The 24962-nt window shown below is 70.1% G+C and carries 19 protein-coding genes and 1 pseudogene; 6 read left to right on the top strand and 14 right to left on the bottom strand.

Annotated features, from left to right (window positions below):
• Nucleotides 1–219 precede the first annotated feature (219 nt).
• The 9 genes from FN821_RS14585 to FN821_RS01335 are packed head-to-tail and all read right to left on the bottom strand — an operon-like array spanning nt 220 to nt 12879.
• Entirely contained in the window at nt 220–1683 is a 1464-nt protein-coding gene (locus tag FN821_RS14585) for an FHA domain-containing protein (RefSeq protein ID WP_241660043.1), read from the bottom strand.
• Between the two features lie 3 nt (nt 1684–1686).
• Nucleotides 1687–2967: a vWA domain-containing protein gene (locus FN821_RS01370; RefSeq protein ID WP_131170751.1), complete on the bottom strand. Its 1281-nt coding sequence runs from the start codon at nt 2965–2967 to the stop codon at nt 1687–1689.
• A gap of 5 nt (nt 2968–2972) precedes the next feature.
• A complete protein-coding gene (locus FN821_RS01365; RefSeq protein WP_165489186.1) occupies nt 2973–4292 on the bottom strand; it encodes a PP2C family protein-serine/threonine phosphatase in 1320 nt (439 codons plus the stop codon).
• A complete protein-coding gene (locus FN821_RS01360; RefSeq protein WP_131170749.1) occupies nt 4289–6697 on the bottom strand; it encodes a serine/threonine-protein kinase in 2409 nt (802 codons plus the stop codon). Before FN821_RS01360 ends, FN821_RS01365 begins: the two co-directional genes overlap by 4 nt.
• Nucleotides 6694–7791 carry a hypothetical protein gene (locus tag FN821_RS01355; RefSeq protein WP_131170748.1) on the bottom strand — a complete coding sequence of 366 codons (1098 nt, stop codon included), beginning with the start codon at nt 7789–7791 and terminating at the stop codon, nt 6694–6696. The genes FN821_RS01360 and FN821_RS01355 overlap by 4 nt, the downstream gene beginning before the upstream one ends.
• Nucleotides 7788–9089, bottom strand: a complete 1302-nt coding sequence (locus FN821_RS01350; protein WP_131170747.1) for a hypothetical protein — start codon at nt 9087–9089, stop codon at nt 7788–7790. Before FN821_RS01350 ends, FN821_RS01355 begins: the two co-directional genes overlap by 4 nt.
• Complete coding sequence (locus tag FN821_RS14580; protein WP_241660042.1) at nt 9086–11056, bottom strand: AAA family ATPase; 1971 nt, start codon at nt 11054–11056, stop codon at nt 9086–9088. Before FN821_RS14580 ends, FN821_RS01350 begins: the two co-directional genes overlap by 4 nt.
• The gene (locus FN821_RS01340; RefSeq protein WP_131170746.1) at nt 11056–11598 is read right to left on the bottom strand and encodes a hypothetical protein; all 543 of its coding nucleotides are present in this window, start codon (nt 11596–11598) and stop codon (nt 11056–11058) included. Before FN821_RS01340 ends, FN821_RS14580 begins: the two co-directional genes overlap by 1 nt.
• Nucleotides 11599–11625: 27 nt before the next feature.
• Complete coding sequence (locus tag FN821_RS01335) at nt 11626–12879, bottom strand: toxic anion resistance protein (RefSeq protein WP_131170745.1); 1254 nt, start codon at nt 12877–12879, stop codon at nt 11626–11628.
• A gap of 179 nt (nt 12880–13058) precedes the next feature.
• Here FN821_RS01335 and FN821_RS01330 point away from each other — a divergent pair, with 179 nt between their 5' ends.
• Entirely contained in the window at nt 13059–13325 is a 267-nt protein-coding gene (locus tag FN821_RS01330) for a DUF2249 domain-containing protein (RefSeq protein WP_165489185.1), read from the top strand.
• Complete coding sequence (locus FN821_RS01325) at nt 13325–13807, top strand: nucleoside deaminase (protein ID WP_131170743.1); 483 nt, start codon at nt 13325–13327, stop codon at nt 13805–13807. Before FN821_RS01330 ends, FN821_RS01325 begins: the two co-directional genes overlap by 1 nt.
• Before the next feature lie 26 nt (nt 13808–13833).
• Here FN821_RS01325 and FN821_RS01320 read toward each other — a convergent pair whose 3' ends face one another.
• A complete protein-coding gene (locus tag FN821_RS01320; protein ID WP_131170742.1) occupies nt 13834–14019 on the bottom strand; it encodes a hypothetical protein in 186 nt (61 codons plus the stop codon).
• Nucleotides 14020–14193: 174 nt separating this feature from the next.
• On the opposite strand from FN821_RS01320, the gene FN821_RS01315 reads away from it, so the two are divergent.
• Nucleotides 14194–15669: a glycosyltransferase gene (locus tag FN821_RS01315; protein ID WP_131170741.1), complete on the top strand. Its 1476-nt coding sequence runs from the start codon at nt 14194–14196 to the stop codon at nt 15667–15669.
• Nucleotides 15670–15854: 185 nt separating this feature from the next.
• On the opposite strand, the gene FN821_RS01310 is transcribed toward FN821_RS01315, so the two are convergent.
• From FN821_RS01310 to FN821_RS14575, 4 genes and pseudogenes are all read right to left on the bottom strand, one after another.
• Nucleotides 15855–16883 carry an aldo/keto reductase gene (locus FN821_RS01310; RefSeq protein ID WP_131170740.1) on the bottom strand — a complete coding sequence of 343 codons (1029 nt, stop codon included), beginning with the start codon at nt 16881–16883 and terminating at the stop codon, nt 15855–15857.
• Between the two features lie 57 nt (nt 16884–16940).
• The gene (locus FN821_RS01305) at nt 16941–19241 is read right to left on the bottom strand and encodes a heavy metal translocating P-type ATPase (protein ID WP_131170739.1); all 2301 of its coding nucleotides are present in this window, start codon (nt 19239–19241) and stop codon (nt 16941–16943) included.
• A gap of 236 nt (nt 19242–19477) precedes the next feature.
• Nucleotides 19478–19675: pseudogene (locus tag FN821_RS14995) on the bottom strand (heavy-metal-associated domain-containing protein); the annotation flags it as partial.
• Nucleotides 19676–20182: 507 nt separating this feature from the next.
• Nucleotides 20183–20452 carry a metal-sensitive transcriptional regulator gene (locus FN821_RS14575; protein ID WP_241660041.1) on the bottom strand — a complete coding sequence of 90 codons (270 nt, stop codon included), beginning with the start codon at nt 20450–20452 and terminating at the stop codon, nt 20183–20185.
• A 675-nt stretch (nt 20453–21127) separates the two neighbouring features.
• On the opposite strand from FN821_RS14575, the gene dnaB reads away from it, so the two are divergent.
• From dnaB to FN821_RS01280, 3 genes are all read left to right on the top strand, one after another.
• Nucleotides 21128–22486, top strand: a complete 1359-nt coding sequence (gene dnaB, locus FN821_RS01290) for a replicative DNA helicase (RefSeq protein WP_131170737.1) — start codon at nt 21128–21130, stop codon at nt 22484–22486.
• A 218-nt stretch (nt 22487–22704) separates the two neighbouring features.
• Nucleotides 22705–23331, top strand: coding sequence for a hypothetical protein (locus tag FN821_RS01285; RefSeq protein WP_131170736.1), 627 nt, complete (start codon nt 22705–22707; stop codon nt 23329–23331).
• A gap of 751 nt (nt 23332–24082) precedes the next feature.
• Nucleotides 24083–24955, top strand: coding sequence for an HAD family hydrolase (locus tag FN821_RS01280; protein WP_131170735.1), 873 nt, complete (start codon nt 24083–24085; stop codon nt 24953–24955).
• The last annotated feature ends 7 nt before the right edge of the window (nt 24956–24962 follow it).

Below are 24962 nucleotides of genomic sequence, written 5' to 3'. Positions count from 1 at the left end.
GGACGCCGACCCCGCCGCGCTCACCAGCGGGCAGGGCCCGTCCTATCCCTGGCGGCTGACGCTCGGCGTCCGGGCTAGGAAGCGCTGACCCATCGCCGCCTGCGCTGGGCGGAGCCGGACCCCTCAGGGGCTTCGACAAGCTCAGCCAACCGACCGCTCCCTTGAGCCCAAACGCGGTTCCGTCGAACCCCAGGTGAGGTTCCAGTGATCGGCGTTTTGCTACAGGTCAACCTCGTCGGGGTTCGCGCGGCGAACGACGACACGCGTCCAGGAACCCACGTACACGCGGGCGTCCTCGCCGAGCTCGGTGCGTCCCTTGATCGGATCGAGCGGGAGCGGCGCTCCGGCCTGCCCGACGTACGTGCCGTTGGACGAGCCCACGTCGTCGACCCACCACCGGGTGCCGTCGGTGGTCAGTTCGGCGTGCCGGCGCGAAACGCCGGTGTCGGGCTCGCAGTCGACGTCCGGCGTGATGCCGCGGCTGCGGCTCGGGCGCCCGATCAGCAGCGTGCGCTTACGCAGCCCGACCACGCGGGGCAGTCCGGGCGACGGCAGCTGGTCAGGGCTGTCCTGGCCCGCGTACCAGTCGGGGTCGATCCAGACCTCCGCCACCCAGTCCGCCTTGTCAGAGACGACATCGGACGCCGCGGGCGCCGGTGCCGCGGTCGGCGACGGAATGGGCGAGGCGGCCTGGGGCGGCGCCGTGGGCGTGGGGACCGGAGCCGCGTCCGCGGGGGCGACCGGAGCCCAGGCTGGTGCCGCGGCCGGCTGCGAGGCCGCGCCGTCCACCGCCGCAGCGACGGGCTCGGCCGGCGTGACCGCCGCATGGGCTGCGACGGGCAACGGCGTGACGGGCGCGACACCCTGCGACGCGTCCAGGGCCTCAGCCACCGGAGGGGCGGGGGGCCTGGCCGCTGCGACCGGGTGCGAGGCCGCGGGGTCCACCGCCTCGGCGACGAGCTCGGCCGGCGTGACCGACGCGTGCGCGACAACCGGTGCGTCCGGGACGTCGTTCACGGGCTCGGCCTCTGTCACAGCGGGTGACCCGGCCGGCACCGCCTGCGCGACCGACGGAACGGCGACCGGGGTAACAGGCGAGGGCGGCGTCTCGTCGATCACGTCTGCGTCGACGATGTCGTCGTCCGTCTCAGCGTCGACGGGGACGGCTGCCTCGACCGGCTCGCCGACCTCGGCCACCTCAGCGGCAGGAACGTCCCCACCAGCCTCCACTGGCTCGGCCGCCATCTCGGCCGGACCAGCCGACGCCGGACGCACCTCGACCCGCTCCGAGGAGACGGGAGCCTGATTCGGGGGCGCCGGGGCGTCCAGATCGAGTCCACTGACCTTGGGCACGACCGGCGCTGGGGCGTCCAGGTCGAGAGGGTGGGACTGCACGACCGGCCCGCTTGGGGGCACGACCGGCACGGCGTCCGGGCTGACCTGCGGTCGCAGGGCCGACATCCGGGGCAGGCTGCCGGTGGTGAAGTCGTAGCCGCAGGCCTCGCAGAAGAGGGCGTCCGCCGGGTTGGCTCCGTGGCAGACCGGGCAGGACTTCGCCGCGGCGTCCGACGTCGGCCCCGCGGCGGCGGGCGTCGAAGGCTCAGGCTGGACGGGCATGGGCGCGCCGCACACGTCGCAATAGTCGGTGGCCGTCGATTCGTGACCTTCGGTGCAGATGGCCATGAGCTACCCCTTGATCCGTGTCGTTTTGGTGGACGCCGTGTCCAGCGCCATTTCATCAGCCTTGTCGACGGCGCGCTTGAGCCGGACCGTCCCGGTGCCGGCGTCGACCACGTCAACGACCTTCTTCAGCTTGCTGGTCGCCTCCTCGTTGCCGGACGCCACCGCGAGCTGGATGGCGCGTCCGAGCTTGGTCGTCGCCCCCGCCTCGTCGCCGGACGCCTTGGCAGCCAGGCCCTCCTGGATCGCCGCCGCGAGCTCGGTCTGGCCCGTGTAATGGGCGACCTCGGGCGAGATTCGCGTTGTCAGGGCCGCATCGTTCGACCACGTGGCCTTCACGAGCCCCTGCGTGACGGGCTGGCCGTCCACCACCAACTGGACGCGCGCCGCCAACTGCTCCTGCCCCAGCGCCTTGGCCGGCAGCCGGACGCCGACGTGGTAGTCGCGCTCCTCGTCCGACCACGAGCCGGTCGGGTAGCCGGAGGTCAGCGGATTCACTGGGACGCCCCGCGCCGTCAGGTCGTCCACCGTCGGCGACACCTGGCGCACGAACAGCACCTGTGCGCCCTGCGGCACCCAGACCCGCAGCTCGGCGTCCGTCACCCCGCGCGACGCGGACGCCTGCATGATCGAGGCGAACTCGGCGGCCATGCGGGACGGGTCCGGGATGATGTCGACGGTGCCGAGCAGCGCCGAGGACACCTTGCGGATCTCCGAGACGATCCAGTCGGTGCCGACGCCGCGGCAGTCGCACTGGAAGACCCCCATCGACGCCCGGATCGCCATGTCGAGGTCGGCCTGGGACTCGTCGCGGTCCTCGCCGTCGGTGAGCAGCAGCGCGTGCTTGTTGCCGAGCGCGTCGCCCATCGAACCGAACAGGGCTCGAGCCAGGTTGAGCCACGCACCGATCGCCGTGCCGCCCTCGGCGTTGAACCAGCTGATGGCCTGCTTGGCCTCGGCGCGCGTGCGCGGATTCATCTCGACCATGCCGCGTCCGGTGCGGACCATCGGGTACGCCAAGTACGCCTCGTGCGTGCCCGCGACGACAGCGAAGAAGGTGCCGTCCGCGATGGTGTCGACCGCCGTCATGGCCGCATTCTTGGCGGCGGCCATGTTGACCTGCCCCATCGAGCCCGAGGTGTCGACGATGATGATCTCGCCCGGCGCCTTGCCGGACGCCCCCGCCCTGCCCGCGCCCGAGACGCCGAGCCGCACGATCGCGTTGACGTCCGTGCCGCCGTCGGGCAGGAACTCGTTCTGGTAGACCGTCGAGGTGAATGTCGCCATGGGCTTCATCCTTCCAGGGGGGTGGTAGCGGGGACCGGCTCGTGCGTGATCGGATCGTAGGCCGTCGTCGCCGCGACGGGCTCTCGGACGCCGTTGGCCGAGGCCGAGGGTTGGTCGGTCTGAGACGCCCCACTAGGCATGATCTTGGACGTGGCGATCTCGCCGTCCACCACCACCGGCGCGGCCGGGACGGGCTTGTCGCCCACGCGGGCGAGGCAGGCCGAGATGTTGTCGTGCCCGCCCTGGGCGATCGCCCAGTTGACCATCGCGCGGGCGATCTCGACGGGCGTCGAGACTGTCGACTCGGTTGCTGGCGGCTGAGCTATCGCCTGGCGAGACTTTTCCCGCCAGGAGTTTGCCGTACCGACGGCGTCCGACACGACCTTGCCGATCTCGGACGGCTCGGACGCGTAGTTCCACAGGCCGTCCGAGCACACCAGCACCCAGCCCGGACCCGGCACGTGCATGGACGCGACCTGCGGCACGACGTCCGCAGCATCGACCCCGAGCCAACGCGTGATGGTGTGGGCGTCCGCCGCGGTCTCGGCCTGCTTGCGAGGGACCCCGGACGCGATGCTGTCCTCGGCCATCGAGTCGTCGCGGGTGAGAATTGCCCCGTCGCCGGAGTCCGGCAGCCAGTAGGCCCGCGAGTCGCCGACGTTGCCTGCGTAAACCACGTTGTCGAGCACCAGCGCGGCCACGAACGTGCAGGCTGCGGGGTTCTTCTCGCCCGCCGCCGTGTGGTGCGCGACGGCGTCGTTCGCCACCGCGGCAGCGCGGGCGAACAGCCCCGACACCGCCGCCGACCTCGACGCCGGCGTCCCCATGTCCTCCGGACGCCCCTCGACCAGCACATCCCGGGCGGCACGCGCGGCGGCCAGGGCGGCAACGTCGGAGTCCGTCGACGTCGTCACGCCGTCGCAGACCACCAACACCGCGCGCGAGCCCATCGCCTCGTCGGCGTCCGTCGCGAGGGCGTCCTCGTTGCGGGCATGCTTCACGCCGCGATCGCAGACCGCGCCGACCCACGCCGCGGGCGACTCCTCGAAGTGCTCGCGCTCGGTCGGCGCCTTGGCTCCGCACTGGGTGCAGTAGCCGTCGGTGTCCACCTCTCCCCCGCACTGCAGGCAGAGTTTGGACGCCGCGGGCTCGGCTGCGACCGGGGTCGGGTCCGGCGCCGGGATGAGCGAGGCGTCCACGACGGTGGGGTCGTCCGGACGCGGCACCGCGGCTCCGGGCTGGCCGGGCGGCTGCTTCCAGCCCGTGCCGGCTACGGGACGCCCCTGCGAGAACTGCGGCCAGGCGGGCTCTGCTGGATCGGTCATAGGACGCTCCATCGACGGGTGGCGTTGGCTTGCTCGATGAGCCGGGCGCGTTCGCCGGCGTCGCTTTGATAGGCCGCGAGGTCGCGGTAGGCGCGCTCCAACTGCGGACGAAGCGCCTTGTCAGTGGCAGGTAGACCGCCGATACTGACCGTCGGCGCGTCCTTGGTGGCACGCACGGTGTCGAGCGCCCGCGACAGGATCTCGACCGAGTAGCGGGCGTACGTGGGGGCGTCCAGCTTGGCCGCGGCGACGGCGTCCAGGGCGGCCCCGAGGTCGGCGAGCGAGGTGCCGAGGGCCATCAGGTGCTGGGCGCGGAGCCGCCGCGACTCGGTGTAGCCGCGCGACGTGCTGGGCACCAAGTTGAGGGCGTCCAGCACCCCCTTGAGGTCGGAGCGGGCGGCCCGCAGGCGCGCCAGGCCGAACGCGGACGGCGTCACGTAGTTAGCGTCCGTGCTGGCGCAGACGCCGTAGAGCTGCTCGGCCGTGGCCGCCTGGCCGCCGCGCTCACAGGCGATGGCGAGGGCAAACTTCGGCGCCAGCTCACCCGGGACCTGGCCGTAGACCGCGTTGAACGCCGGCTGCGCGCCGACGTAGTCGCCGGCCATCAGGGCGGCGACGCCGTCCATCCAGATGGCGCGCCAGTCCCACGGGTTCTGCGCCAGGATCGCCTGCGTCAGCCGCTTGGACGCCACCCGATCACCGGCCGACAGCACGATGCGGGCCTGCTCAAGCAGGATCTCGGCGGTCTGCTCGGGTGCCGACCGCAACGCCGCCAGCCGCTCGGCGGGGCTGTTGATGGTGAGGCGGTTGAGCCAGTCCCAGCCGGAATCGGCCGTGTCCGGACGCAGCTTCGGCAGCTGCGTCCAGGTGAAGGCGTCGCCGGTCTGCGTCGGCGGCTCGAACAGCGGCGACGGCGCGGACGCGAACGCGGCACCCGGCGTCCGGACGCCCACGACCTCCCGCAGGACGCCGAGCGCCTGCTGCCGAAACTCCTCGGCCGACTGGAACCGGTCGTCCGGGTTGGGCGCGCAGGCGCGCAGCACGAGGCGGTAGAGGGAGTCCTGGCCGGTGATCTGCGGCAGGTCCGCCAGCGGCGGCAGCGACGTGGCGAACTCGCCCTGGTAGCCGCGGAACTCGGTGCAGAGCACGAGGAGCGTCCGGCCGATCGTGTAGACGTCCGACGGCACGGACGCGCCCTTGGCCGCGAGCTCGGGCGCCTGGAAGCCGACCGTTCCGTACATCGGGGACGTCTCGTCGTGCACATGCCGGACGCCACCCAGGTCGATCAGCTTCTCCGAGTCACCGACCTGCATGACGTTGTCGGGCTTGAAGTCGCAGTAGAGCAGCCCGCGATCGTGGAGGTAGGTGAACGCCGGGATGATCTCGATGATGTACGCGAGCGCCCAGTCCACCGGCAGCGGGTTCATCGCGCCGCCGTTGTCGGCCTGACGCCTCTTGAGGATGTCTTTGAGCGAGACGCCCGGCACGTACTCCATGACGATGTAACGCGCGCCGTCGGCGTCCGACACGAAGTTGTAGATCTCGACGATCAGCGGGTGCTCGACCTGCGCCATGAACTCCTGCTCGCTGAGCGCGGCCATTTTGGCGTCGGTGTCGCCGGCGTTGAGCAGCCCCTTCAGGACCACCCAGCGGCCGGAGACGTTCTTGTCGCGGGCCAGGTAGATCCAGCCCATGCCGCCGTAGGCGAGCGCTCCGGCCACCTCGTACTGCCCGGCGACGAGCTCGCCGGCCTTGATCGTGGGCTTGAAGTTGTAGGCCGTCTGGCACTTCGGGCAGAAGCCCGAGAGTCGTCCGGGCTGGCCGTCGATGGAGCGTCCGATGGGCTCGCCGCAGTTGGGGCAGAAGCGCTTGTCCTCGGGGACGACCGGGTCGGTCATCAGCTGCTTGGTCGGGTCGGCCAGCGGCGCGGGGGGCACGGTCGTGATGCCGGCGCCGATCCGTGTCACCGGACGGTGCAGCGCGGACGCCGCGGGCCGCTTCGCCGTCTGGCCGCCGGGCAGCAGCGCCGACCCGATCGCGGCGGAGGCGAGGGTCTGGGACGCCGCGGGCGCGGCCCCTCCAACGGTCGAGGGCGGAGGCGGGGCGGCCGTCGGCGGGTTGCCGCAGTAGTCGCAGTAGCCGTCGACGATCTGCCCCGGACAGCCCGGCTGCGGGCACGGTCCGGACGCGTGTCGCGACGGCGCCGCACCTTGGACGCCGCGCGAGGGACCAGCGGACGCCGCGGCCGCGGCCTGGGCGACCACGTCGGGTCCGCCCGCGGACACCGTGCCGGCGGCGTCCACCGCGAACGGCGGCCGGTAGCCGGACGCCGCCGGCGGCATCCCGCAGACGTCGCAGTACCCGTCGACGATGCGTCCGGTGCAGCCCGGCTGCGTGCACTTCATGAGCGACCTCCTGACGTGGACGCGTACGCGCGGCAGCCCGCGACGAGCGAGCGGGCAGCGTCCAGTTGGACCGGCGTCTGACCCAGGACGCCTCGGGCGGCGGCCAACAACGACGCGCCCGTGGCGTCCAGGCCCTTGGCCTCAATCCCAGCGAGCTCGGAGCGCAGCGCCTCGACCGACTCGAGCGCCGCCGAGTAGGACTCCTCCACCACGTCCATCGCCTTGCCGACGGACGCCAGACGCGCCTCGTAGGCGTCCAGCTCGGGGGTGGTCGTGGGCACCGGGCCGAGGTTCTCGATGTCGGGCACCGCGTACTTGGGCGCCGGCGTGACGGCCGCGACCGTGCGCTCGACCAGCGCGCGCAAGCCCGGCTCGCGCTCGGCGAGGTGGCGGCGGATGGCGTCGATCTTCACGATGCGCGCCGCGTTCTGCCGGCGCATCGCGCCGCCGACGATCAGGTCGCGTTCGAAGGTGGCGGCATCCAATTCGAGGGGTCCCAGCAACCCGCCGACGTCGCCGCCGCGTCCGGCCTTGTCGGACGCAACTTCGAGTCGGGCCGCCAGCCCCTGCAGCTTGAGTCGAGCGGCCTCGACGCCCTCGCGCGGCTCCAGCGCGATCTGATCACGCAGGCGTTCCAGCTGGGCGCGCAGATCGCGCAGCCGCACCAACACCGCGCTGCCGCTCGGGTCGAGTTGCAGCCGTTGCCGCAGCTGCGCGGTGAGGGCATCCGAGGTGCGGCTCGCCTCCGGCACCGACATGCCGGTGAGCCCGGCCGCCGCGCCGGGCGTGTCCAGCCGCGACCAGATCAGCTGCGCGATCTTCTCGCGCTCGACGGCGCCGACGCGTCCGGAATCCCAGGTCGCCAGCAGCTGCTCGTTGCGGGTCTTGATGGCCTGCCACAACGTCAGCCCCAGCCGGACGTCCCCCGTCAGCTCGCCCGCGTGATCGGACGCCTGCACGGCGGCGTCCAGCTCGTCGAGCTCGGCCCGACGCGACGTGAGCCACAGGCCGAGGTCGGTGAGGTAAGTCAGCAGACGCTGCGGGTCCGGCTGGTCACCCAGCTTGCCGGGCGCGGCGGGCGCGACAGCGATCATCGGTACTCCCGGATGCGCTGGCTGATCCCGATCCAGGACGCCGCAGCGCCGAGCACGCCGAGCAGCACCGCGATGCCGGACGCGATCCGCAGGCCGTCCTGCTGCTGGGTCATGCCCGTCGCCGTGGCGGTCTTGGCCTCGGAGAACGTCTTCGACAGCGCGTCCGAGGCGGCCTCGTAGCTCGGATTCACCCCCGACGTCGTGGACGCCGCCGCCTGCTTCGCCGCCGTGACCTTGTTCTCCTTGAGCAGGTTCGCCAGCGAGGCGTGCGCCGACGAGTACGCAGACACGAGCCCGGCGGTGGACGCCTGCGCGTCACCGATCTTCTTCACCGACGCGTTGACCTCGTTCATCGCCGTGAGCCAGGTCGTCTCGTTCGCGACGATGTCGGTCGGCTGCAGCAGCGAGCGCCCCTCGATGGACTTGGCCTCCGCCAGCTTGCTGTACGCCGTCGCGGCCGCCGTCGCCGACTGCAGGGTCCCCGCGCGGGCGCTGTCGACGACCGCCGCCGACTGGACCAGGTTCACGTCCACGAGCCGCCACAGCACCACGGACGCCGCCAGCGCGATCAGGACGCCGAGGTTCACCGCCCGCTTCGTCCGCCGTGCCAGCCACAGGCTGAGCAGCAGCAACAGCACGACGGGCACCAGCGCCAGGCCGGCGGCCCACAGGCGGTCGCTCGCGCGGGCGGCGTCCACCCGTTTGCCGTTGTCGGAGATGAGTTTGTCCAGCGCCGGGACCGTGTCGCCCACCAGCGCCGTGCCGGCGTCCGCGGTGTAGCCCAGGCCGGCGGTGTTGTCCTTGGGGTAGGCCGTCCGGGCCCGCTCCATGGTCAGGGCGTAGTTCAGCAGGCCGGCGTTGACGGCCATCAGGTCGTTCTGGTCGGTCGGCATCGCCAGGGACGCCTCGACGGTCAGCCTGGACGCCTCCTTGAGCGCGTCCGTGTAGTCGGTCATCGCGGTCGCCGCGGTGCCCTGAGCCAGGCCATTGGTGGCGAGCCCGTCCGCCCGCAGGACGTCGCCCTTGATCTGCTGGAGCCGCAGCATCTGCTGCGTGCCCCGGTTGATGGACTCCAGGGACGCCGACGTCGTCGTCAGCACCCACGCACCCACCGCGCCCGCGATCAGGCACGCCAGCGCGGCCAGCGTCCGCGACAGGCGCAGCCCGGTGGCCGAGGGGATCAGGAAGCGGCGTCCGACGTCGCGCGCGGAGGTCGCGTCCACGGTCTGTCCGGTGGTCGAACCGGACGCCGTCCGCTGCGGCGTCCCGGTGGGCGGCGGAAAGTTCTGCGTGGTCATGGACGCTCCTTCGCAGTGGGCTCGTCGACCCCTTCGACAGGCTCAGGGACCGGACCACCGTTGGCTGAGCTTGTCGAAGCCCCCTCGACCGTCTCAGCGACCGGACCACCGTTGGCTGGGCTTGTCGACCCTTCGACGGGCTCAGGGACCGCCACGTCGACCGGCTCGGGGATCGGAGCACCCTCCTCGGACGTGGCGAGCGCGGCGTCTTCGGCGAGCCAGTCGACGGTCTCGGGCTTGGCGTCGCCTTGGACGTCCTCGGCGGTCAGGGTGCGTAGTTGCTCGACCGTTGGGTCGACGAGGTCGCGCAGCCGCCAGGCCTGGTGGCCGATGGCTGCCTCCATGGTGTTGCGGGCGAAGCGTCCGTTACCGAAGGTCATGTCGCGGATCTGCTGGGCCAGGAGCGCCTTGAAGGCGTCCTCGGCGCCCTCGCCGAGGTCGTAGTCGGCCTTGGCGACCATGCCCTTGAAGATGCCCATCAGCTCGTCGTCGGTGTAGTCGTCGAACTGGATCGTCGTCCGAAACCGCGACGCCAGCCCCGGGTTCTCGTCGATGAACTTCGCCATCGGCACGGGGTAGCCGGCGACGATCACCACGAGGTCGCCGCGGTTGTCCTCCATCTCCTTGACGAGGGTGTTGATCGCCTCCTCGCCGTACTGATCGCCCGACAGCGAGTACGCCTCGTCGATGAACAGGACGCCGCCGAGAGCCGACTTGCACACCTCGGCCGTCTTGAGGGCCGTCTGCCCAAGATAGCCCGCCACCAACTCGGACCGGTCAACCTCGATCAGCTGGCCCTTGCTCAACAGTCCGAGCGCCCGGTAGATGCCGCCGACCAGGCGCGCGACCGTCGTCTTGCCCGTGCCCGGATTGCCGACGAAGACGAGGTGGCGCGTGAGGGTGGCGTTCTTCAGCCCGGCCTTCTCGCGGGCGGCCCCGACCTTCAGGATCGCCGTCTGGCGATGAATCTCGGCCTTCACCGTCGCGAGGCCCACCAGCCCGTCCAGCTCGGCGAGCAGCTCGTCCAGCGACTTTGCGGGCTCCTCGGGCTTCTTCTCCTCGGCTGGCTTGGGCGCCTCGCCCGTGGTCTGCGTCGGGGCCGGCTCGCCGGTCCCGTTCCCGGTCCCTGAGCTTGTCGAAGGGGAACCGGTGGCCGGATCGACGGGCGCACCCGCTTCCGGCGGCATCGGCACACCCGGAACGCCGAACCCGGTTGATCCACGATGCCCGGACGAGTCGGGCAGGTTCACCACGTTGCCCTCGCGCAGCGCCTCGATGCGGTCGGCGTTGGCCTTGAGCTGGTCGAGGACGCCACCGAGAATCCCGGGGCCCGCGGACGCGAAGTCCTGCATGGCCTTCGCTCGCTGCTCGGACTCCTGCAGCCGCTTCGCCAGTTCGGGGTCCAGTCCGGGCGTGGTCGTGGCACCGCTCAAGGCCCGGGCCCGCTCGATGAGGTCCCGAAGCTGGGCGTCCGACCCGGAGGGGTCGCTCGCCGACCCCGTCGGGCCGACCGCGGACGCGTCCGAGAGCGCCCCGGGCTGCGTCGTCGGGCCCCGGGACCCGGTCGCCGTGCCGGGCACCCCGCCCAACTGCACCGCGGACGCCGCCATGGCCGCCGACAGCACCTGCGCGTTCGGCTCCCCCAGCGTGGTGGCCGCCGAGCACACCGCCGACAGCGCCACCCCGTAGTCGTTCGCCAGCGTCGAGCCGGACGCGACCAGCGCGCTCAGCAGCGGGGTCGGCGTCACGCGCCAACGGCGTCCACGACTCGCGGCGGCGAAGAAGGCCGTGGCGTCCGGCGTCCGGCCGAGTTCGGACGCCCACGCGCCGAACGCGCCCGTCGCCGGCTCGGCGACGGCGGCGGCCAACGCGGCCCCCTCGGAGCGGGCCTGCTCGGGATCGAGCCCCGCGCGGTCCGCGGCGGCAGCGAGGGCGTCCAGGGCGGAGGCGAGGGACTCGTTGGGCATCAGCTCTCCAGGTCGAGGGGGTTGGTACTGACCGGCCGGGGCTCATCGACGGTCACCGCGGCACGGTGCCCGCCGAACTTCTCGTCCAGGAATTTACCTTGCGCGACAAGGGCATTCGCGTCCGAGCGGTTGGCCGCGTCGTACATCCGGTTCATCGTCGTGGCCAGCAGGTCGAGCTGGTCGATCAGCAGCAGCAGCGAGCTCTTGCCACCCGCCACCGGACGCGTGTCCGCCCAGTCGCGGGGCAAGGCCAGGTAGGCGGCCAGCGACTCGGGCAGATAGTCGGTGGCCGTCGCGACCACGTTGTACGAGTCGGACGACTGCAGCCCGAGGTTGGCCAGCCGCGGCAGCAGCGCCCGCACGATGGTGGCGACCCGCCGCACCCGCGAGATCACGGGCGCCGGAGCGCGTCCGTCGACGGCCATCTTCTCGGCGGACGCCAGGGCCGCCTCGATGTCGTTCGCGGTCGGCGGGGCCGGCGCGACGGCGTCCGCCACCTGCTCGGTCGGCTCGGGGCCGAGCAGCCAGTCGAACAGTCCCATGGGCAGCCTTCCGCGGACGCTCGCGCGTCAGCTCTTGAACTCGGTGATGTCCAGCGAGGCGACCTGCTTCGCCGCGGCCTCCGACTGCCCGACGCGCGCCAGGTACGACTTCGACTTCTCGACCTCGGACTCGAGGACGCCGATCGTCTGGCTCATCGTGTTCAGCGCGGTGGCCTTGAAGGCGTCGATGGTGTCCATCGTCTCGTAGACGTTGGCGAACGCCTTCTGCAGGCTCTCCAGCTGGATCGTCGAGGACGCCGCCTGCTCCTGGATCTTCGCGCTGTTCGTCTTGAGCATCTCGGACGTGCGCTCGATCAGGCCGGACGTGGTCTCGTTGAGCGCGGTGATCTGGTCGAGGACGAGCTTCTGGTTGCCCAGGGCCTGGGCGACGATGACCGCCGTCCGGAGGGCCGAGATGGTCGTCGTGGACGCCCGGTCGACGCCCTTGATCAGCTCCAGGTTGTTCTTGATGATCACGTCGATCGCCAGGTAGCCCTGGATCGAGACGGCCAGCTGGGTGAGCAAGTCCTGGTGCTTCTGGCGGACGTAGAACAGCACGTCCTCGCTGAGGATCTTCGCCTTCTCGGGATCGTTGGCCTGCAGTTCGGCGATGTGCGCCGACAGCTTCGTGTCGAGCTGCTCGGAGATGTAGATGTACTGGTTCAGCCGCGACATGGTCGTCCACAGCTGCTGCTTCTCCATGTTGAGCGCGACGTTGTCCTTGGTCAGCTCGTCCTGGCCCTGGCGCAGCGCGTGCAGGATCGCGTTGAGGTGCTGCTGGCTGCTCTGGTACTTGCGGAAGTAGTCCTCCAGGCTCTTGCCGAACGGGAAGATGCCGAGGATCTTCTGGGTCGCCTTCTGCGCCTGGCTCGGGTCGAGGTCCTCGACGGTGCGCCGAAGCTCGAGCAGCGTCTTGCCGACCTTGCTCGTGTCGGACAGGCCCCCGCGGTCGATCTCCTTCACCGGCGTCGCCAGCATGCGGTTGCTCTGCTCGGCTGCCTTCTGGATGTCGACGTCGCCCATGCTGCGGACGGCCGCCGCCTGCGCCTCGAACTCGGGGCTCTTGGCCTGCTCGGCCGTCACCGCGTTGAGGAACTGGTCGACCTTGGCGTCCAGCACCGGACGCTGCTGCGCCGTCACGGGCGGTGCCATCTTCGGCGCCGCCGTGGTCGGGACGGCCTGCGGCGCCGCGGGGGCGTCCAGGGTCAGGACCGCCATGCCGGCGGGGGGTGCGAGCGGGGCCGGCTCGGGAGCCGCGGCGACGGCGTCGGGGTTCGTCATGGGATGCCTTTCGAGATGGTCTGCTTCGGCCGGGCGCGTCTGCGCCAAGGGTGGGCCGACAACAGCGTTCAATCTACCGAGGTCCACCAGCCCCCGGCCAGACTGCCGAGCCGCGCGGACCGCCGCCCACGGCGTCCGATGACAGAATGGACGCCGCGGCGTCCAGACCAAGGAGAACGATGAGCGACCACGAACACGGGTGCAACTGCGGCGAGCCCAACGCGGACGGCGACGTCTTCGACGTGCGGCTGGTGCCGCCGGTGGTGCGTCCGGGCGCGATCTTCGGCGCGATCGGCTCGCTGCCGGTCGGGGCCGAGCTGATCCTGGTCGCCCCGCACGATCCGGCCGGCCTGCTGGGCAACCTCAAGCTGCGGACGCCGGACCTCACGTGGACCTATCTCTCGGACGCCCCCGGCGAGTGCCGCGTGAAGCTGGTCCGCGGCTGATGGGACGCGCCGAGGACGTCGCGCTGCTGCGCCGGGCGATCGGGGTGTCGGCCGAAGCGCGGGCGTCCGGTAACACCCCGTTCGGGGCGTTGCTGGCCTCGCCGGACGGGGAGGTGCTGCTCGAACAGGGCAACATCGAGATCACCGAGCGCACCTGCACCGGCCACGCCGAGACGACGCTGATGGCGCGGGCGTCCGGGCTGTTCACGAAGGCCGAACTGGCGCAGACCACCCTGTACACGTCCGCCGAGCCGTGCGTGATGTGCGCAGGCTCGATCTACTGGGGCGGCGTCGGACGCGTCGTCTATGCGCTGTCCGAGAAGGAGCTGCTCACCCTCACCGGCGCCGACGAGCAGAACCCGACCCTGGACCTGCCCTGCCGCGAGGTGTTCGCCCGCGGCCAGAAGGCGATCGAGGTGGTGGGCCCGTTCCCCGAGTTGGCCGCGCTGGCCGCCTCGGTGCACGAGGGCTACTGGGGCTGAGCTACGCGGGCCGATACCCCGGGACGTCAGTGCAGGCCGGGACCTGCCGACATGTTGCCGGCGATGGACGCGTTGGTGACCGCCTCCGGACCCGTCGCCTGGCGCCGATCGGGGTAGAGGATGTCCAGGTCTTCCTGCCCGTGCCGGACCTCGTAGAACACCGCGGCCAGCCAGCCGAAGAACGCCTTGAAGGGCTTCAGCAACGCGTCCATGGGTGCTCCTCGGGGTTGAGATCCGGGCGGGTGGCCCGTCGGCTCCAGTGTAACCGTGGGCGCGTCCGAAGTCATGGCTCGGACGCCGATCGTGCGGACCTGTGACACCGCGCGTGCCGGCCGTCGGTGGTGGGGCGGGAGGGCCTCGCGCGCCGAGCGCAATAGAGTGCAAGGGTGAACGAGGGGGATGCGGGTCCGAACCCAGCCGACGCGCGCGCGTCCGAGCCGGCCGTGCCGGAGGCAACGGACGACGCCCAGCGACGCGCGGCAGACGGGGTTGCGGTGCCCGCCGCCACGGACGCGCCGGAGGCCGCGGCGTCCGTGATCGATGCGGAATCCGGCCTGGGCGACGCGCCGTCGCGCCGCCTGCGGGTGGCGCTGTTCACCGACAACTACGGCCCCGGGCACTCGGGCGTGCTGTACGCGGTGCAGTTCCTGGAGGAGGCGCTGCTGAGCGCCGGGCACGAGTGTCTCGTGGTCGCGCCGGCCTGCGACGGCCCGAATCCGCACGCTGACAAGCCCGGACGCCGCGAGCTGCGGCTGCCGTCCATCCTGCTGCCGGGCGTGCCGGCGCGGCTGGCGTCCGGACGAGGATTTGAAAGGGCACTGGACGCCCTGGCCACCGATCCGCCGGACGTGATCCACGTGCACGGCCTGGGCTCGGTCGGCCTGCTCGGGGTGTGGGCGGCGCAACGGTGCGGCGTCCCTCTGCTGGTCACCTGGCACACCGACTTCGAGGCGTACGCCGACCACTACGCGCAGCTGACGCCGTTCCTGGACGCCTGGGTGCGGCTGATCAAGATGAACGCGCACGGCTTCGACCGGGCGTCGGTGCGGGAGCAGCTGCGGGGGCTGAAGGGCTTCCTGCGTCCGCGGCGGGGCATGTCGCGGCTGGCGCTGCTGAGCGCGGCGGCGGACATGCTGATGTCGGCGGCGCTCGTCACGACGCCGTCGGACAAGACGGCCGTCCGCGTGAAGGAGTTGGCGCCCGAGGCGCGCGTCCGCGTGTCGCCGAACGGCGCGGACGCGCTGCCGCCCGGGCCGGCCGTGGCGCGGGGCGCGGGTCCGCGGATCATCTACATCGGACGCATCGCACCCGAGAAAGGCATACCGCTGCTGCTGGACGCCTTCAGCTGGGTCCGCGAGGCGATGCCGGACGCCGAGCTGATGATCGTCGGCGACTGGACGAAGTCGCCGCTCCTCAAGCAGCGGCTCGCGCGGGCGCGGCGACGCGGCGGCGTCACGCTGGTCGGCGAGGTCGACCGCGACCTGCTGGCGCCCTACTACGAGTCGGCGGACGTGTTCGCGTTCCCGTCGCTGACCGACACCCAGGCGCTGGTGCTGCACGAGGCCGCGCATGCCGGGCTGCCGATCGTGAGCGTGGACGCCGAGCTGAAGCTCGTCATCGACGAGGGCGTCAACGGCCTGTTCGCGCGTCCGTCGCCGGAGTCGTTGGCCCGCGTCCTGGTGCGGATGCTGCGCAAACTCGAGGATCCGACCGCGCGCGCGATCGCCCGGGCGCGCAGCCGCGAGATGGCGTCCTGGTGGACGATTGAGCGGCAGTCGGCCGAGATGATCGGCTTCTACGAAGACCTTGCCGCCGGACGCGTCGTCCCCGAGTCGATGCACGCGATCCCGCCGTGGGGCTGACAGGCCCTTGGGCTTTGGGGTGGCGTGACAGGGACGCATGCGGGCTTCGACAAGCTCAGCCAACGACCCGAGTTCCCAGTTTCCTGAGCGAGTCGAGTGCCTTGCCGAACTCGTTCCCTGAGCTTGTCGAAGGGCCCAGCGCCCTTTACTGAGCTACGCGCCCCGTCCCTGAGCCTGTCGAAGGGTCAGCGGGCGCCTTGGACGTTGCGGCTGCGCTGCTCGATGCCGAGCTCGCCGTACGGGTAGTCCGGCAGGTCGAGGGCGCTGACGGCGTCCAGGCGGGCCGAAGCGTCGGCGTCCAGATGCATGTGGGCGACCGCGAGGGAGCCGGCCAGCTGCTCGGTCGTGCGCGCGCCGATGATCGGCGACGTGACGCCGGGGCGGTCAGCGACCCAGGCGAGGGCGGCCTGGGCCATGGTGATCCCGGACGCGTCCGCGACCTCGGCGAGCACATCGAGGACGCGGTAGGTGGCCTCGGTGTTGCGGCGGTCGTAGCCCTCCATGCCGCGGTTGGCGTTCTCACCGAGGCGCGTCGCCCCTTGTGGGCGCGTGGTCCGGGTGTACTTGCCGGTCAGCCAGCCGCCGGCCAGCGGGCTCCAGGGCATGAGGCCGAGGCCGTAGTCGATGGCCGCGGGGAGGACCTCGAGTTCGATGTGGCGGGTCAGCAGGTTGTACTGCGGCTGCAGCGAGATGGGCGGCACCCAGCCGCGCGCCGCCGTGCGCTCGCCGATGGTGGCGATCTGGTGACCGAGGAAGTTCGACAGCCCCCAGTAGTGCACCTTCCCCGCGGCGACGGCGTCGTCGAGGAAACGTAGAGTCTCGTCCAGCGGGGTCAGCGGATCGAAGCTGTGCAGCTGGTACAGGTCGATCGCGTCGACGCCGAGGCGGCGCAGTGAGGCGTCCAGGGCCTCGGCTAGGTGCTTGCGCGACAGGCCGACGTGGTTGGGGGCGTCCCCCATGGGGAAACGACCCTTGGTAGCGATGACCATGTCGCCGGCCACCTCGGGGCGGGCCGCGAGCCAGGCGCCCACGATCTCCTCGGACGCACCGCGGGTGTAGACGTCGGCGGTGTCGATGAAGGTGCCGCCGGCGGCGGAGAAGGCGTCCAATTGGGCGAAACTGCCGTCGCGGTCGGTCTCGTGGCCGAACGTCATCGTGCCGAGGCAGAGGCGGCTGACGGACAGTCCGCTGGCGCCGAGCAGGCGGTGTTCCATGGTGGCTCCTTCGTCGTGTCCGTCCATCCGAGCATGCGGACGCGTCCGGCGCAACAGCTAGGCGGCCACGCCCCTGAAGGCCCGCAGACGCAGGCTGTTGGCGACCACGAACACTGACGAGAAGGCCATGGCCGCGCCCGCGATCATGGGGCTGAGCAGGCCGGACGCCGCCAGCGGCAGGGCCGCCACGTTGTACGCGAACGCCCAGAACAGGTTCTGCTTGATGGTGCGCAGGGTGCGCCGCGAGAGCCGCACGGCGTCCACGGCGAGCAGCAGGTCGCCCCGCATCAAGGTCAGATCGGACGCCTCGATCGCCGCATCCGTGCCGGTGCCCATGGCGATGCCCAGGTCGGCTTGGGCGAGCGCGGGGGCGTCGTTCACGCCGTCGCCGACCATGGCGACGCGGCGTCCGGTGGCCTGGAGTCGGGTCACCTCGGCAACCTTCCCCTCGGGTCGGACCCCCGCGACCACGGCGTCGATGCCGACGGACGCCGCCACGGCCTGCGCCGACGCCTCGTGGTCGCCGGTGAGCAGGATCGGACGCAGGCCGAGGTCCTTGAGCGCCCGGACGGCCGCTGCGGACGTCGGTTTGACCGTGTCGGCGACCACGATCGTGCCCGCAAAGGTCCCGTCAACGCTCACCGTGACCGTAGTGCGCGGATCGTGGCGGGATTGCTTCTCGTAGTCGAGCCGATTCCCGCCATGAGTGGCGTTGCGGCCGACTTCAACGGTGTGACCGTCGACCTCGGCCCGGATTCCGTGCCCCGGCAGGTTCTCGAAGTGGCCCAGGACGCCCCGTTCGTCGGTCGCCGCCGCGATCGCTCGGGCGATCGGGTGCTCGGACGCAGACTCGGCCGTCGCCGCCAGCCGCAGCAAGTCGGCGGTGCGCTGCTCGTGAGTCGGGTGCACCGTTGCGCCACCGGACGCGCCAGGATCCCCGCGGTCGACCGCGCCGAGCCCGGCGGAGGACTCCCCAGCCACGGTGACGTCGACGACCCGCATCTGACCCGTGGTGACCGTGCCGGTCTTGTCGAGCAGGATCGTGTCGACCCCGCGGGCGTGTTCGAGCACCTCGGCACCGGCGATGACGACCCCCAGCCGCGAACCCCTGAGCGAGCCGACGAGCAGCGCGGTCGGGGTCGCCAGCCCGAGGGCGCACGGGCACGCGATGATCAGCACCGCCACCGCCGCGGTGGCGGCGAACACCAGGCCCTCGCCGGCGACCAGCCAGCCGACCAGCGTCAGCGCGGCCAGCACCAACACGGCCGGCACGAACCACGCCGAGATCCGGTCGGCCAACGCCTGGACGGGAGCCTTGCCGGTCTGCGCCTCCTCGACCATCCGCCCCAGCCGGGCGAGTTGCGTATCGGATCCGACCCTCGTCGCACGCACGACGAGGCGTCCGTTGGTGTTCAAGGTCGCCCCGATGACGGCGTCGCCGGGCGCCTTGTCGACGGGCAGGGACTCCCCCGTCACGAGCGCTTCGTCCACCGCGGACGCCCCCGCCACGACCACCCCGTCGGTGGCGATCTTCTCGCCGGGCCGGACGAGGAACTCATCCCCGACGGCCAGCGCATCGATGCCGACGACCCGCTCGGCGCCGTCCACGACGACCGTCACCTCGGACGCCCCCAGCGTCAACAAGGCGCGGAGCGCGGCGGAGGCGTCCCGGCGGGTGCGGGCCTCGAAGTAGCGTCCGGCAAGGAGGAACGTGATGATGCCGACCACGGCTTCGAGGTAGATCGACGGCATGCCGCGTTCGAGCCGGAACTCGAACGGGTGCGTATAGCCGATCATCCCGGCCTCGGTGAAGAACAGCGCGTACAGCGACCACAGGTAGGCGGCGGTGGTGCCGAGCGAGATGAGGGTGTCCATCGTGGTGGCGCCCTGGCGCAGGTTGACCCAGGCCGAGCGGTGGAAGCGGCGTCCGCACCAGAGATAGACGGGCGTCGCGAGGACCAGCGAAGCCCACTGCCAGCCGGGAAACTGCAGCGCGGGCACCATCGCGAGCACGATGACCGGCACCGACAAGGCGGCGGCGAGGATGAGGTCGCGGAGCAGTCCGGGGGTGTGGTCAGCGGGCGGCGCCTCGGGTTCAGGGACGGCGGCGCCGTAGCCCGTCGCCTCGACGACCTGGATGAGGGTGCCGGGATCGGTGTCCGGCGGCGCCAGCACGTGGGCGCGTTCGGTGGCGTAGTTCACGGACGCCGTGACGCCGTCCAGCTTGTTGAGCTTGCGCTCGATCCGGGCCGCGCAGGACGCGCACGTCATGCCGCTGATCTCGAGGTCGATCGCTTCGCGAAGCCGGACGCCGACGGCGCCGGTGGGCGTGAGGGTGGGCGGGGATTGGGTGGACATGGTGTTCCTTCCCGCACCGACGGACCGGGCATCCGAGGGACGCCAAGTGGTTCGATGCGTTGGGTTTTGCTCCCGGGAGGAGCTCGAGGTGCCGGATGCCCTGACCGACGCCCTCCCCGCGGGGACTGGGTGCTGAAGCTCTCGGAGAACCGAGATGGTCAGCACCCAGTGGCGCGGGGCGGCGACGGTCTGGATGGCTCAGGCGTGGGTGGCGGAAGGCCCGCCGTGGCCTACTCGACCGTGTAGTCGCCGGCCTCGCCGACCGCCTCGACGACGCGGTCGAAGTCGACCGGGGCGTCCGAGGTGATGGTGAGCTTGCCGGAGGCGAGGTCGACGTCCACGCCGGTGACGCCGTAGATGCCCGAGACCTCCTCGGTGACAGCCTTCACGCAGTGCCCGCACGTCATGCCGGTCACGGTGTAGGTCGCCGTCACGCCGGACGCCGCAGGCACGGCCTCGGCCTTGGCGCAGGTGCACGGCTTGCCGTCCTGGCAGCCACAGGAGCAGTCCGGGCCACAGTCGCAGCTCTTCTCACCGCCACACGTACACGGCTTGCCCTCCTGGCAGCCACAGGCGCAGTCGGCGCCGCAGTCGCAGGTCTTCTCGGCGCCGCACGTGCACGGCTTGCCGTCCTGGCAGCCACACGCGCAGTCGGCGCCGCAGTCGCAGGTCTTTTCGGCGCCGCACGTGCACGGCTTGCCGTCCTGACAACCACAGGTGCAGTCGGCGCCGCAGTCGCAGGTCTTCTCGGCCACCTTCTCGGCGTGGCCGCAGCCACAGCCACAGCCCCCCGCGGCGGGCGCGGACGTGTCGGTCAGTTCGATGTCTTTCATAGCGTTTCCCTTGGTTGGACGACGGGCGGGTGATGAGGACCCGTCCGCTGTGGTTGGGTCGTTGTGCCTGGGTGGACGCCGACGCGCGCGACGGCGTCCGATGAAATCTTAGGAACGGACGAGGCGCGCGATCGCCTCGGACGCCTCGGCCATCTTCTCTTCAGCGGCCTCCCCGCCGGCCTGGGCGGCGGCGAGAACGCAGTGCGCCATGTGGTCGTCGAGCAGCCCGAGGGCGACCGACTGCAGAGCCTTGGTGACGGCCGAGATCTGGGTGAGGATGTCGATGCAGTACTGCTCCTCCTCGATCATGCGGTGGAGGCCGCGGGCCTGTCCCTCGATGCGCTTGAGGCGCCGGAGGTAGCCCTCCTTGTTGCCCATGTAGCCGTGGTGGGCGTGGCAGGCGCACCCGTCGGCTCCGTCGGGCGCCTGACCGTCTGCCGGCGCGCAGCAGGCTGCGGGAGCCGTCGGGACAGGGCTGTTTTCGTGTTGTTCACCAAACACAGGAAGATCTGTTGTTGTCGACATGGTGACGTTCATCCTACTGGCCACTCCCTCCGCCTGTCAGCATACCCCTTGGGGGTATCTGGGAGCGCAGCAGTCCTGTGGATGAAGTGTGGATGAGCGAGATATTTTGTCCTCCCTACCATTGGCTACGGCGGGCCTGTCAAGTGGTCGCCCACACCCCACGACTGCTTGAAAAAGATCTCAAAATCCACATGACCGAGGAGCATCGCCCCTTGTCGAACGCGATTTCACTTCAGTCTTGAGCGGGGGGACGCTGTGCGCCGGGCGTGTCGTTCACAGGGCCGACGGCGTGTCTCCACAGTGATCCACATGTTCTCCACAGGGGCCGTGCATAGGCGAGTGGTGAGGTCGCTTCCGGGGGTCTACCTTTCGGTGAACGAGTTGCCCCGAAACCTGCCCCGTCCGTTCTCTGGAACGGGTCGCCGGGCCGGTACGGAGCGAGTGATCCGGGGGGACCGCGGGGTCTGCCGACAAAACTGTCGGAGCCTCTTCGTAGCGTGCGGGCAGGCTCGTGGAAAGGGCGGATTGATGTCAGCGGAGACAGTTGTCGCGTTTGGTGAGCCCCGGGGTGGGTACGCCGACCGGACGCCTCCGCAGGACCTCCCCGCCGAGCAGTCCGTGCTGGGCGCCATGCTGCTGAGCAAGGACGCCATCGGCGAAGTCACCGAGGTGCTGAAGGGCCGCGACTTCTATCGCATGGCCCACGAGTCGATCTACGACGCGGTCATGGATCTCTACGGCCGCGGCGAGCCGGCCGACCCCATCACGGTGGCCGACCTGCTGGGCAAGCGCGGCCAACTGGGGCAGGTCGGTGGCCACATCTACCTGCACGAACTGGTGTCCAGCGTGTCGGTGACGGCCAACGCCACCTACTACGCGGAAATCGTGCGCGACAAGGCGATCCTGCGGCGGCTGGTCGATGCGTCGATGAAGATCTCGCAGATGGGCTACCAGGCGTCCGGCGACGTCAACGACATCGTCGACCGGGCCCAGCAGGAGATCTACGAGGTCGCCGAGGGGAAGGCGTCCGAGGACTATCAGCCCTTGTCGGAGCTGGTCGAGATCACCCTGGACGAGATCGAGTCGCTGTCGCAGCACGGGGTGATGTCGGGCGTCCCGACGGGGTTCATCGATTTGGATCACCTCACGAACGGCCTGCATCCGGGGCAGATGGTGATCGTGGCGGCGCGTCCGGGTATGGGTAAGTCGACGCTCGGGCTCGACTTCGCGCGGGCGGCGTCCATCAAGCACGGGCTGTGCTCGGTTTTCTTCTCGCTGGAAATGACCAAAAGCGAGATCGTGATGCGCCTGATGAGCGCGGAGGCGTCCGTGCCGCTGAACCACATCCGCAAGGGCGATCTCAAGGATGAGGACTGGGCGCGCATCGCCTCGAAGACCGCGCAGGTGTCGCAGGCGCCGCTGTTCATCGACGACAGCCCGAACCTGACGATGATGGAGATTCGGGCGAAGGCGCGGCGGCTCAAGCAGCGCTACGACCTGAAGCTGATCATCATCGACTACATGCAGCTCATGTCGAGCGGCAAGAAGGTCGAGTCGCGTCAGCTGGAAGTCTCGGAGTTCTCGCGGCAGATCAAGCTGCTCGCGAAGGAGCTCGAGGTGCCCGTGGTGGCGCTGTCGCAGTTGAACCGTGGTCCGGAGACCAGGCAGGACAAGAAGCCGCTGCTCTCTGACCTGCGCGAATCGGGTTCGTTGGAACAGGACGCCGACGTCGTCATCCTCCTGCACCGCGAGGACGCCTACGACAAGACCTCCCCCCGCGCCGGCGAAGCCGACTTCATCGTCGCCAAGCATCGCAACGGTGCGACGGACGTGATTCCGGTGGCGTTCCAGGGTGCCATGAGCCGGTTCGTGGACATGCAGCGATAGACCCCTGGTGTCGAGATGCAGGGAAGACTGCACAAACAGCCTCGTGTGCTGCATATGAGGTTCCTGAGCGAGCCCCTGGGCGGTTCTCAGCCCCCGGATGGCACGTCCGGTCGCCTCTTCCTCGCCCAAGAGTGTCGGACTCGACCCCTACCTTTGACTCTGAAAGCGCTGCGTGAAGGGGCGCTCCCGAAGGGCGACCCGGAGAGGCCAGGTTCCTTGTGGTTTGGAAAACAAAGCTCCAGCCGGAGCCTCACCGCCGATACTCCGCCCGGGACCTCGCCAAGGAGCTCAACGTCGATGTAGACGTCGTCATGGAGACGTTGAACGCGATCGGGGAGCACGCGGTCACACCGGCGAAGAAGTCGTTGGAGGAGCCGGTGCGCCTCAAGGTGTACGAGCATCTGGGCCGACACCCAGCGCGACAGATCCAGCCGGTCCCGCCCTGGGAGCGTCGCGGAACGAGTGGGCCGCAGAAGCGCGACGAGGTTGGTGCGTCGGGTCGGCGCCTTGGTGATCGCGATCTTCGCGCGACCACCTTCTCTCCCAAGGATGGGTCGGTCGGCTTGGGCAATTCGGCCTACGACGTTGCCCCAGCGTGGGAGGACGCCTCGTGGGCGCTCCACGGCTTCACAGGCACTGATCGCGATGCATGGCGTGTTTTCCTTCGCCCTGGACAAGCGAAGGAGGCTGCGGCCCTCAGGGACGCTGGCTTCCTCCCCGAAGACCTCGGCGTCGATCTGCACGGCTGGCCGGTGTTCAAGCGACTACGAGCCGGTGAGACCCCCGCCGAAGTGAAACGGCTCTTGGACCGCCTCCGAGGGTCCGCAGGTAGTGCTGCCGGCTAGACCAGCGGCGGTGCCTCATTCCGCTGCCGTCAGGTACCGCATCAGCTGCCAACGAACTGCCGAGAGGGCGAGTTCGACTCGTCTCCGCTTTCGGACCGACGCCGGCAGTTGGAGGCACGCGACCAGTTCCTGCTCCTGTTCGCGCAAATGAGTTCGTTCGATCACAAATCGGCGCCGGCAAGAGTCGCTGCAGAAGCCCTGTGGATGCCCACCGGTCGCCGGCCATAGGGCGGGTTGCCGACACGCGTATCGGAGGCAAGGCTGGCTGGTTGGCCTCGGATAGTCGTCGAGCAGGGCCAACACATCTTGGATAGTTCTCTGCTCCCCCAGTGCCTTGAGAGCAGTATCCAGTCGGGGCTTCATGGGACCTCGTCGCTGGTCACGAGAGCTGGTGAGGCTCGCATTGGTTGGTGAGGGAATTGGGTGACTCCCGTCCGGCAACCCTACTTTGAACGTCACGGTCACACCATAGGCCACCTACGCCAGCCTGCTGTCATCGAGCAGTACTCAATGAGGATGACAAGGCGAACCGGTGTCACCAAGTCGTGACGCGGCAGGGTGCCATCTGCACCAGCAAGAAGGATGATGATCTCCCGAATCGAACAGGCCACCCACACAAACCGCCAGCGCGATCCGTCTGGGTACGTCTCGGTTACACCAAACCTTGTCTGGAGAGCAGCGGGCTCTGCCGCGCTGCCTAGTCGTACGCCCACGGCGACGCAGTGTCAGAGGGAGCAAGTACGTTGGAGCCATGATGCAGGGACGGAAGCTGGTCTTGGTCACGGACCTGGACAACACGCTGTGGGACTGGTTCGCCGCGTGGCACGCTTCCTTCTCTGCCATGCTGCTGGCCCTCGAAGAGGACTCGGGGGTGCCTCGCAGCGTGCTCGAAAGTGAGATCCGTGCCCTTCACCAGAAGCACGGCACCACCGAGTACTCCAACCTGCTGAGCGAAGTCCCCTCCCTGATCGACGCCGCGGGAGGCGTGGAGCCATGGCAGGCGTTCCCGCGAGCCGTGGACCTACTCCGGAGCGAACGCAGACGCTGCACCCAGCTGTACCCAGGAGTCCTCGACACCCTAACCAAGGCCAAGTCAGCCGGCATCTCAGTCGTCGCCTACACGGAATCACTGGCCTACTGGACGATGTGGCGCATCAAGCGGACCGGTCTCGACGGCGTCATCGACGTTCTCTACTCGGCCCCGGACCACGACCTGCCGACGGGCAAGAAGTTCGAGGACATGCGGAGCCAACCCGATTCGTCCTACGAACTCGACCGAACCGAACACAGGCACGTGCCGAGAGGGGTCCTGAAGCCAAACGCCCAGGTGTTGCTCTCGATCCTCGACTCAGTCGGCTTCAAGCCGGACGAGGCCGTCTACATGGGCGACAGCCTGATGAAGGACGTCGCTATGGCGCAGCAGGCGCACGTCACCGACGTCCACGCTCGTTACGGGGAAGTCCAGCAACACCCCGGATACGACCTACTACGCCGTGTCACGCACTGGACTGACGAGGACGTTGAACGGGAACGAACTCACGTCGGCTCCAACCGTCCGATCACAGCGACGCACACCTGTCAGCACGAGTTCGCCGAGGTACTGCCCGTACTCGGCCTGGCCTAGGCTCAGA

This window comes from Propioniciclava tarda (assembly GCF_900182665.1).
Classification (GTDB): domain Bacteria; phylum Actinomycetota; class Actinomycetes; order Propionibacteriales; family Propionibacteriaceae; genus Propioniciclava; species Propioniciclava tarda.
This window is presented reverse-complemented; position numbering and strand designations above follow the sequence as displayed.

Excerpts from the sequence above, each read along its gene's own strand:
- FN821_RS01370 (WP_131170751.1), bottom strand. The coding sequence starts at position 2,967 with ATGGCGACATTCACCTCGACGGTCTACCAGAACGAGTTCCTGCCCGAC.
- dnaB (WP_131170737.1), top strand. The coding sequence starts at position 21,128 with ATGTCAGCGGAGACAGTTGTCGCGTTTGGTGAGCCCCGGGGTGGGTAC.
- FN821_RS01350 (WP_131170747.1), bottom strand. The coding sequence starts at position 9,089 with ATGACCACGCAGAACTTTCCGCCGCCCACCGGGACGCCGCAGCGGACG.
- FN821_RS01330 (WP_165489185.1), top strand. The coding sequence starts at position 13,059 with ATGAGCGACCACGAACACGGGTGCAACTGCGGCGAGCCCAACGCGGAC.
- FN821_RS01310 (WP_131170740.1), bottom strand. The coding sequence starts at position 16,883 with ATGGAACACCGCCTGCTCGGCGCCAGCGGACTGTCCGTCAGCCGCCTC.
- FN821_RS01340 (WP_131170746.1), bottom strand. The coding sequence starts at position 11,598 with ATGGGACTGTTCGACTGGCTGCTCGGCCCCGAGCCGACCGAGCAGGTG.
- FN821_RS01365 (WP_165489186.1), bottom strand. The coding sequence starts at position 4,292 with ATGACCGATCCAGCAGAGCCCGCCTGGCCGCAGTTCTCGCAGGGGCGT.
- FN821_RS01325 (WP_131170743.1), top strand. The coding sequence starts at position 13,325 with ATGGGACGCGCCGAGGACGTCGCGCTGCTGCGCCGGGCGATCGGGGTG.
- FN821_RS14585 (WP_241660043.1), bottom strand. The coding sequence starts at position 1,683 with ATGGCCATCTGCACCGAAGGTCACGAATCGACGGCCACCGACTATTGC.
- FN821_RS14575 (WP_241660041.1), bottom strand. The coding sequence starts at position 20,452 with ATGGGCAACAAGGAGGGCTACCTCCGGCGCCTCAAGCGCATCGAGGGA.
- FN821_RS01305 (WP_131170739.1), bottom strand. The coding sequence starts at position 19,241 with ATGTCCACCCAATCCCCGCCCACCCTCACGCCCACCGGCGCCGTCGGC.
- FN821_RS01280 (WP_131170735.1), top strand. The coding sequence starts at position 24,083 with ATGATGCAGGGACGGAAGCTGGTCTTGGTCACGGACCTGGACAACACG.
- FN821_RS01355 (WP_131170748.1), bottom strand. The coding sequence starts at position 7,791 with ATGATCGCTGTCGCGCCCGCCGCGCCCGGCAAGCTGGGTGACCAGCCG.
- FN821_RS01320 (WP_131170742.1), bottom strand. The coding sequence starts at position 14,019 with ATGGACGCGTTGCTGAAGCCCTTCAAGGCGTTCTTCGGCTGGCTGGCC.
- FN821_RS01360 (WP_131170749.1), bottom strand. The coding sequence starts at position 6,697 with ATGAAGTGCACGCAGCCGGGCTGCACCGGACGCATCGTCGACGGGTAC.
- FN821_RS01335 (WP_131170745.1), bottom strand. The coding sequence starts at position 12,879 with ATGACGAACCCCGACGCCGTCGCCGCGGCTCCCGAGCCGGCCCCGCTC.
- FN821_RS14580 (WP_241660042.1), bottom strand. The coding sequence starts at position 11,056 with ATGCCCAACGAGTCCCTCGCCTCCGCCCTGGACGCCCTCGCTGCCGCC.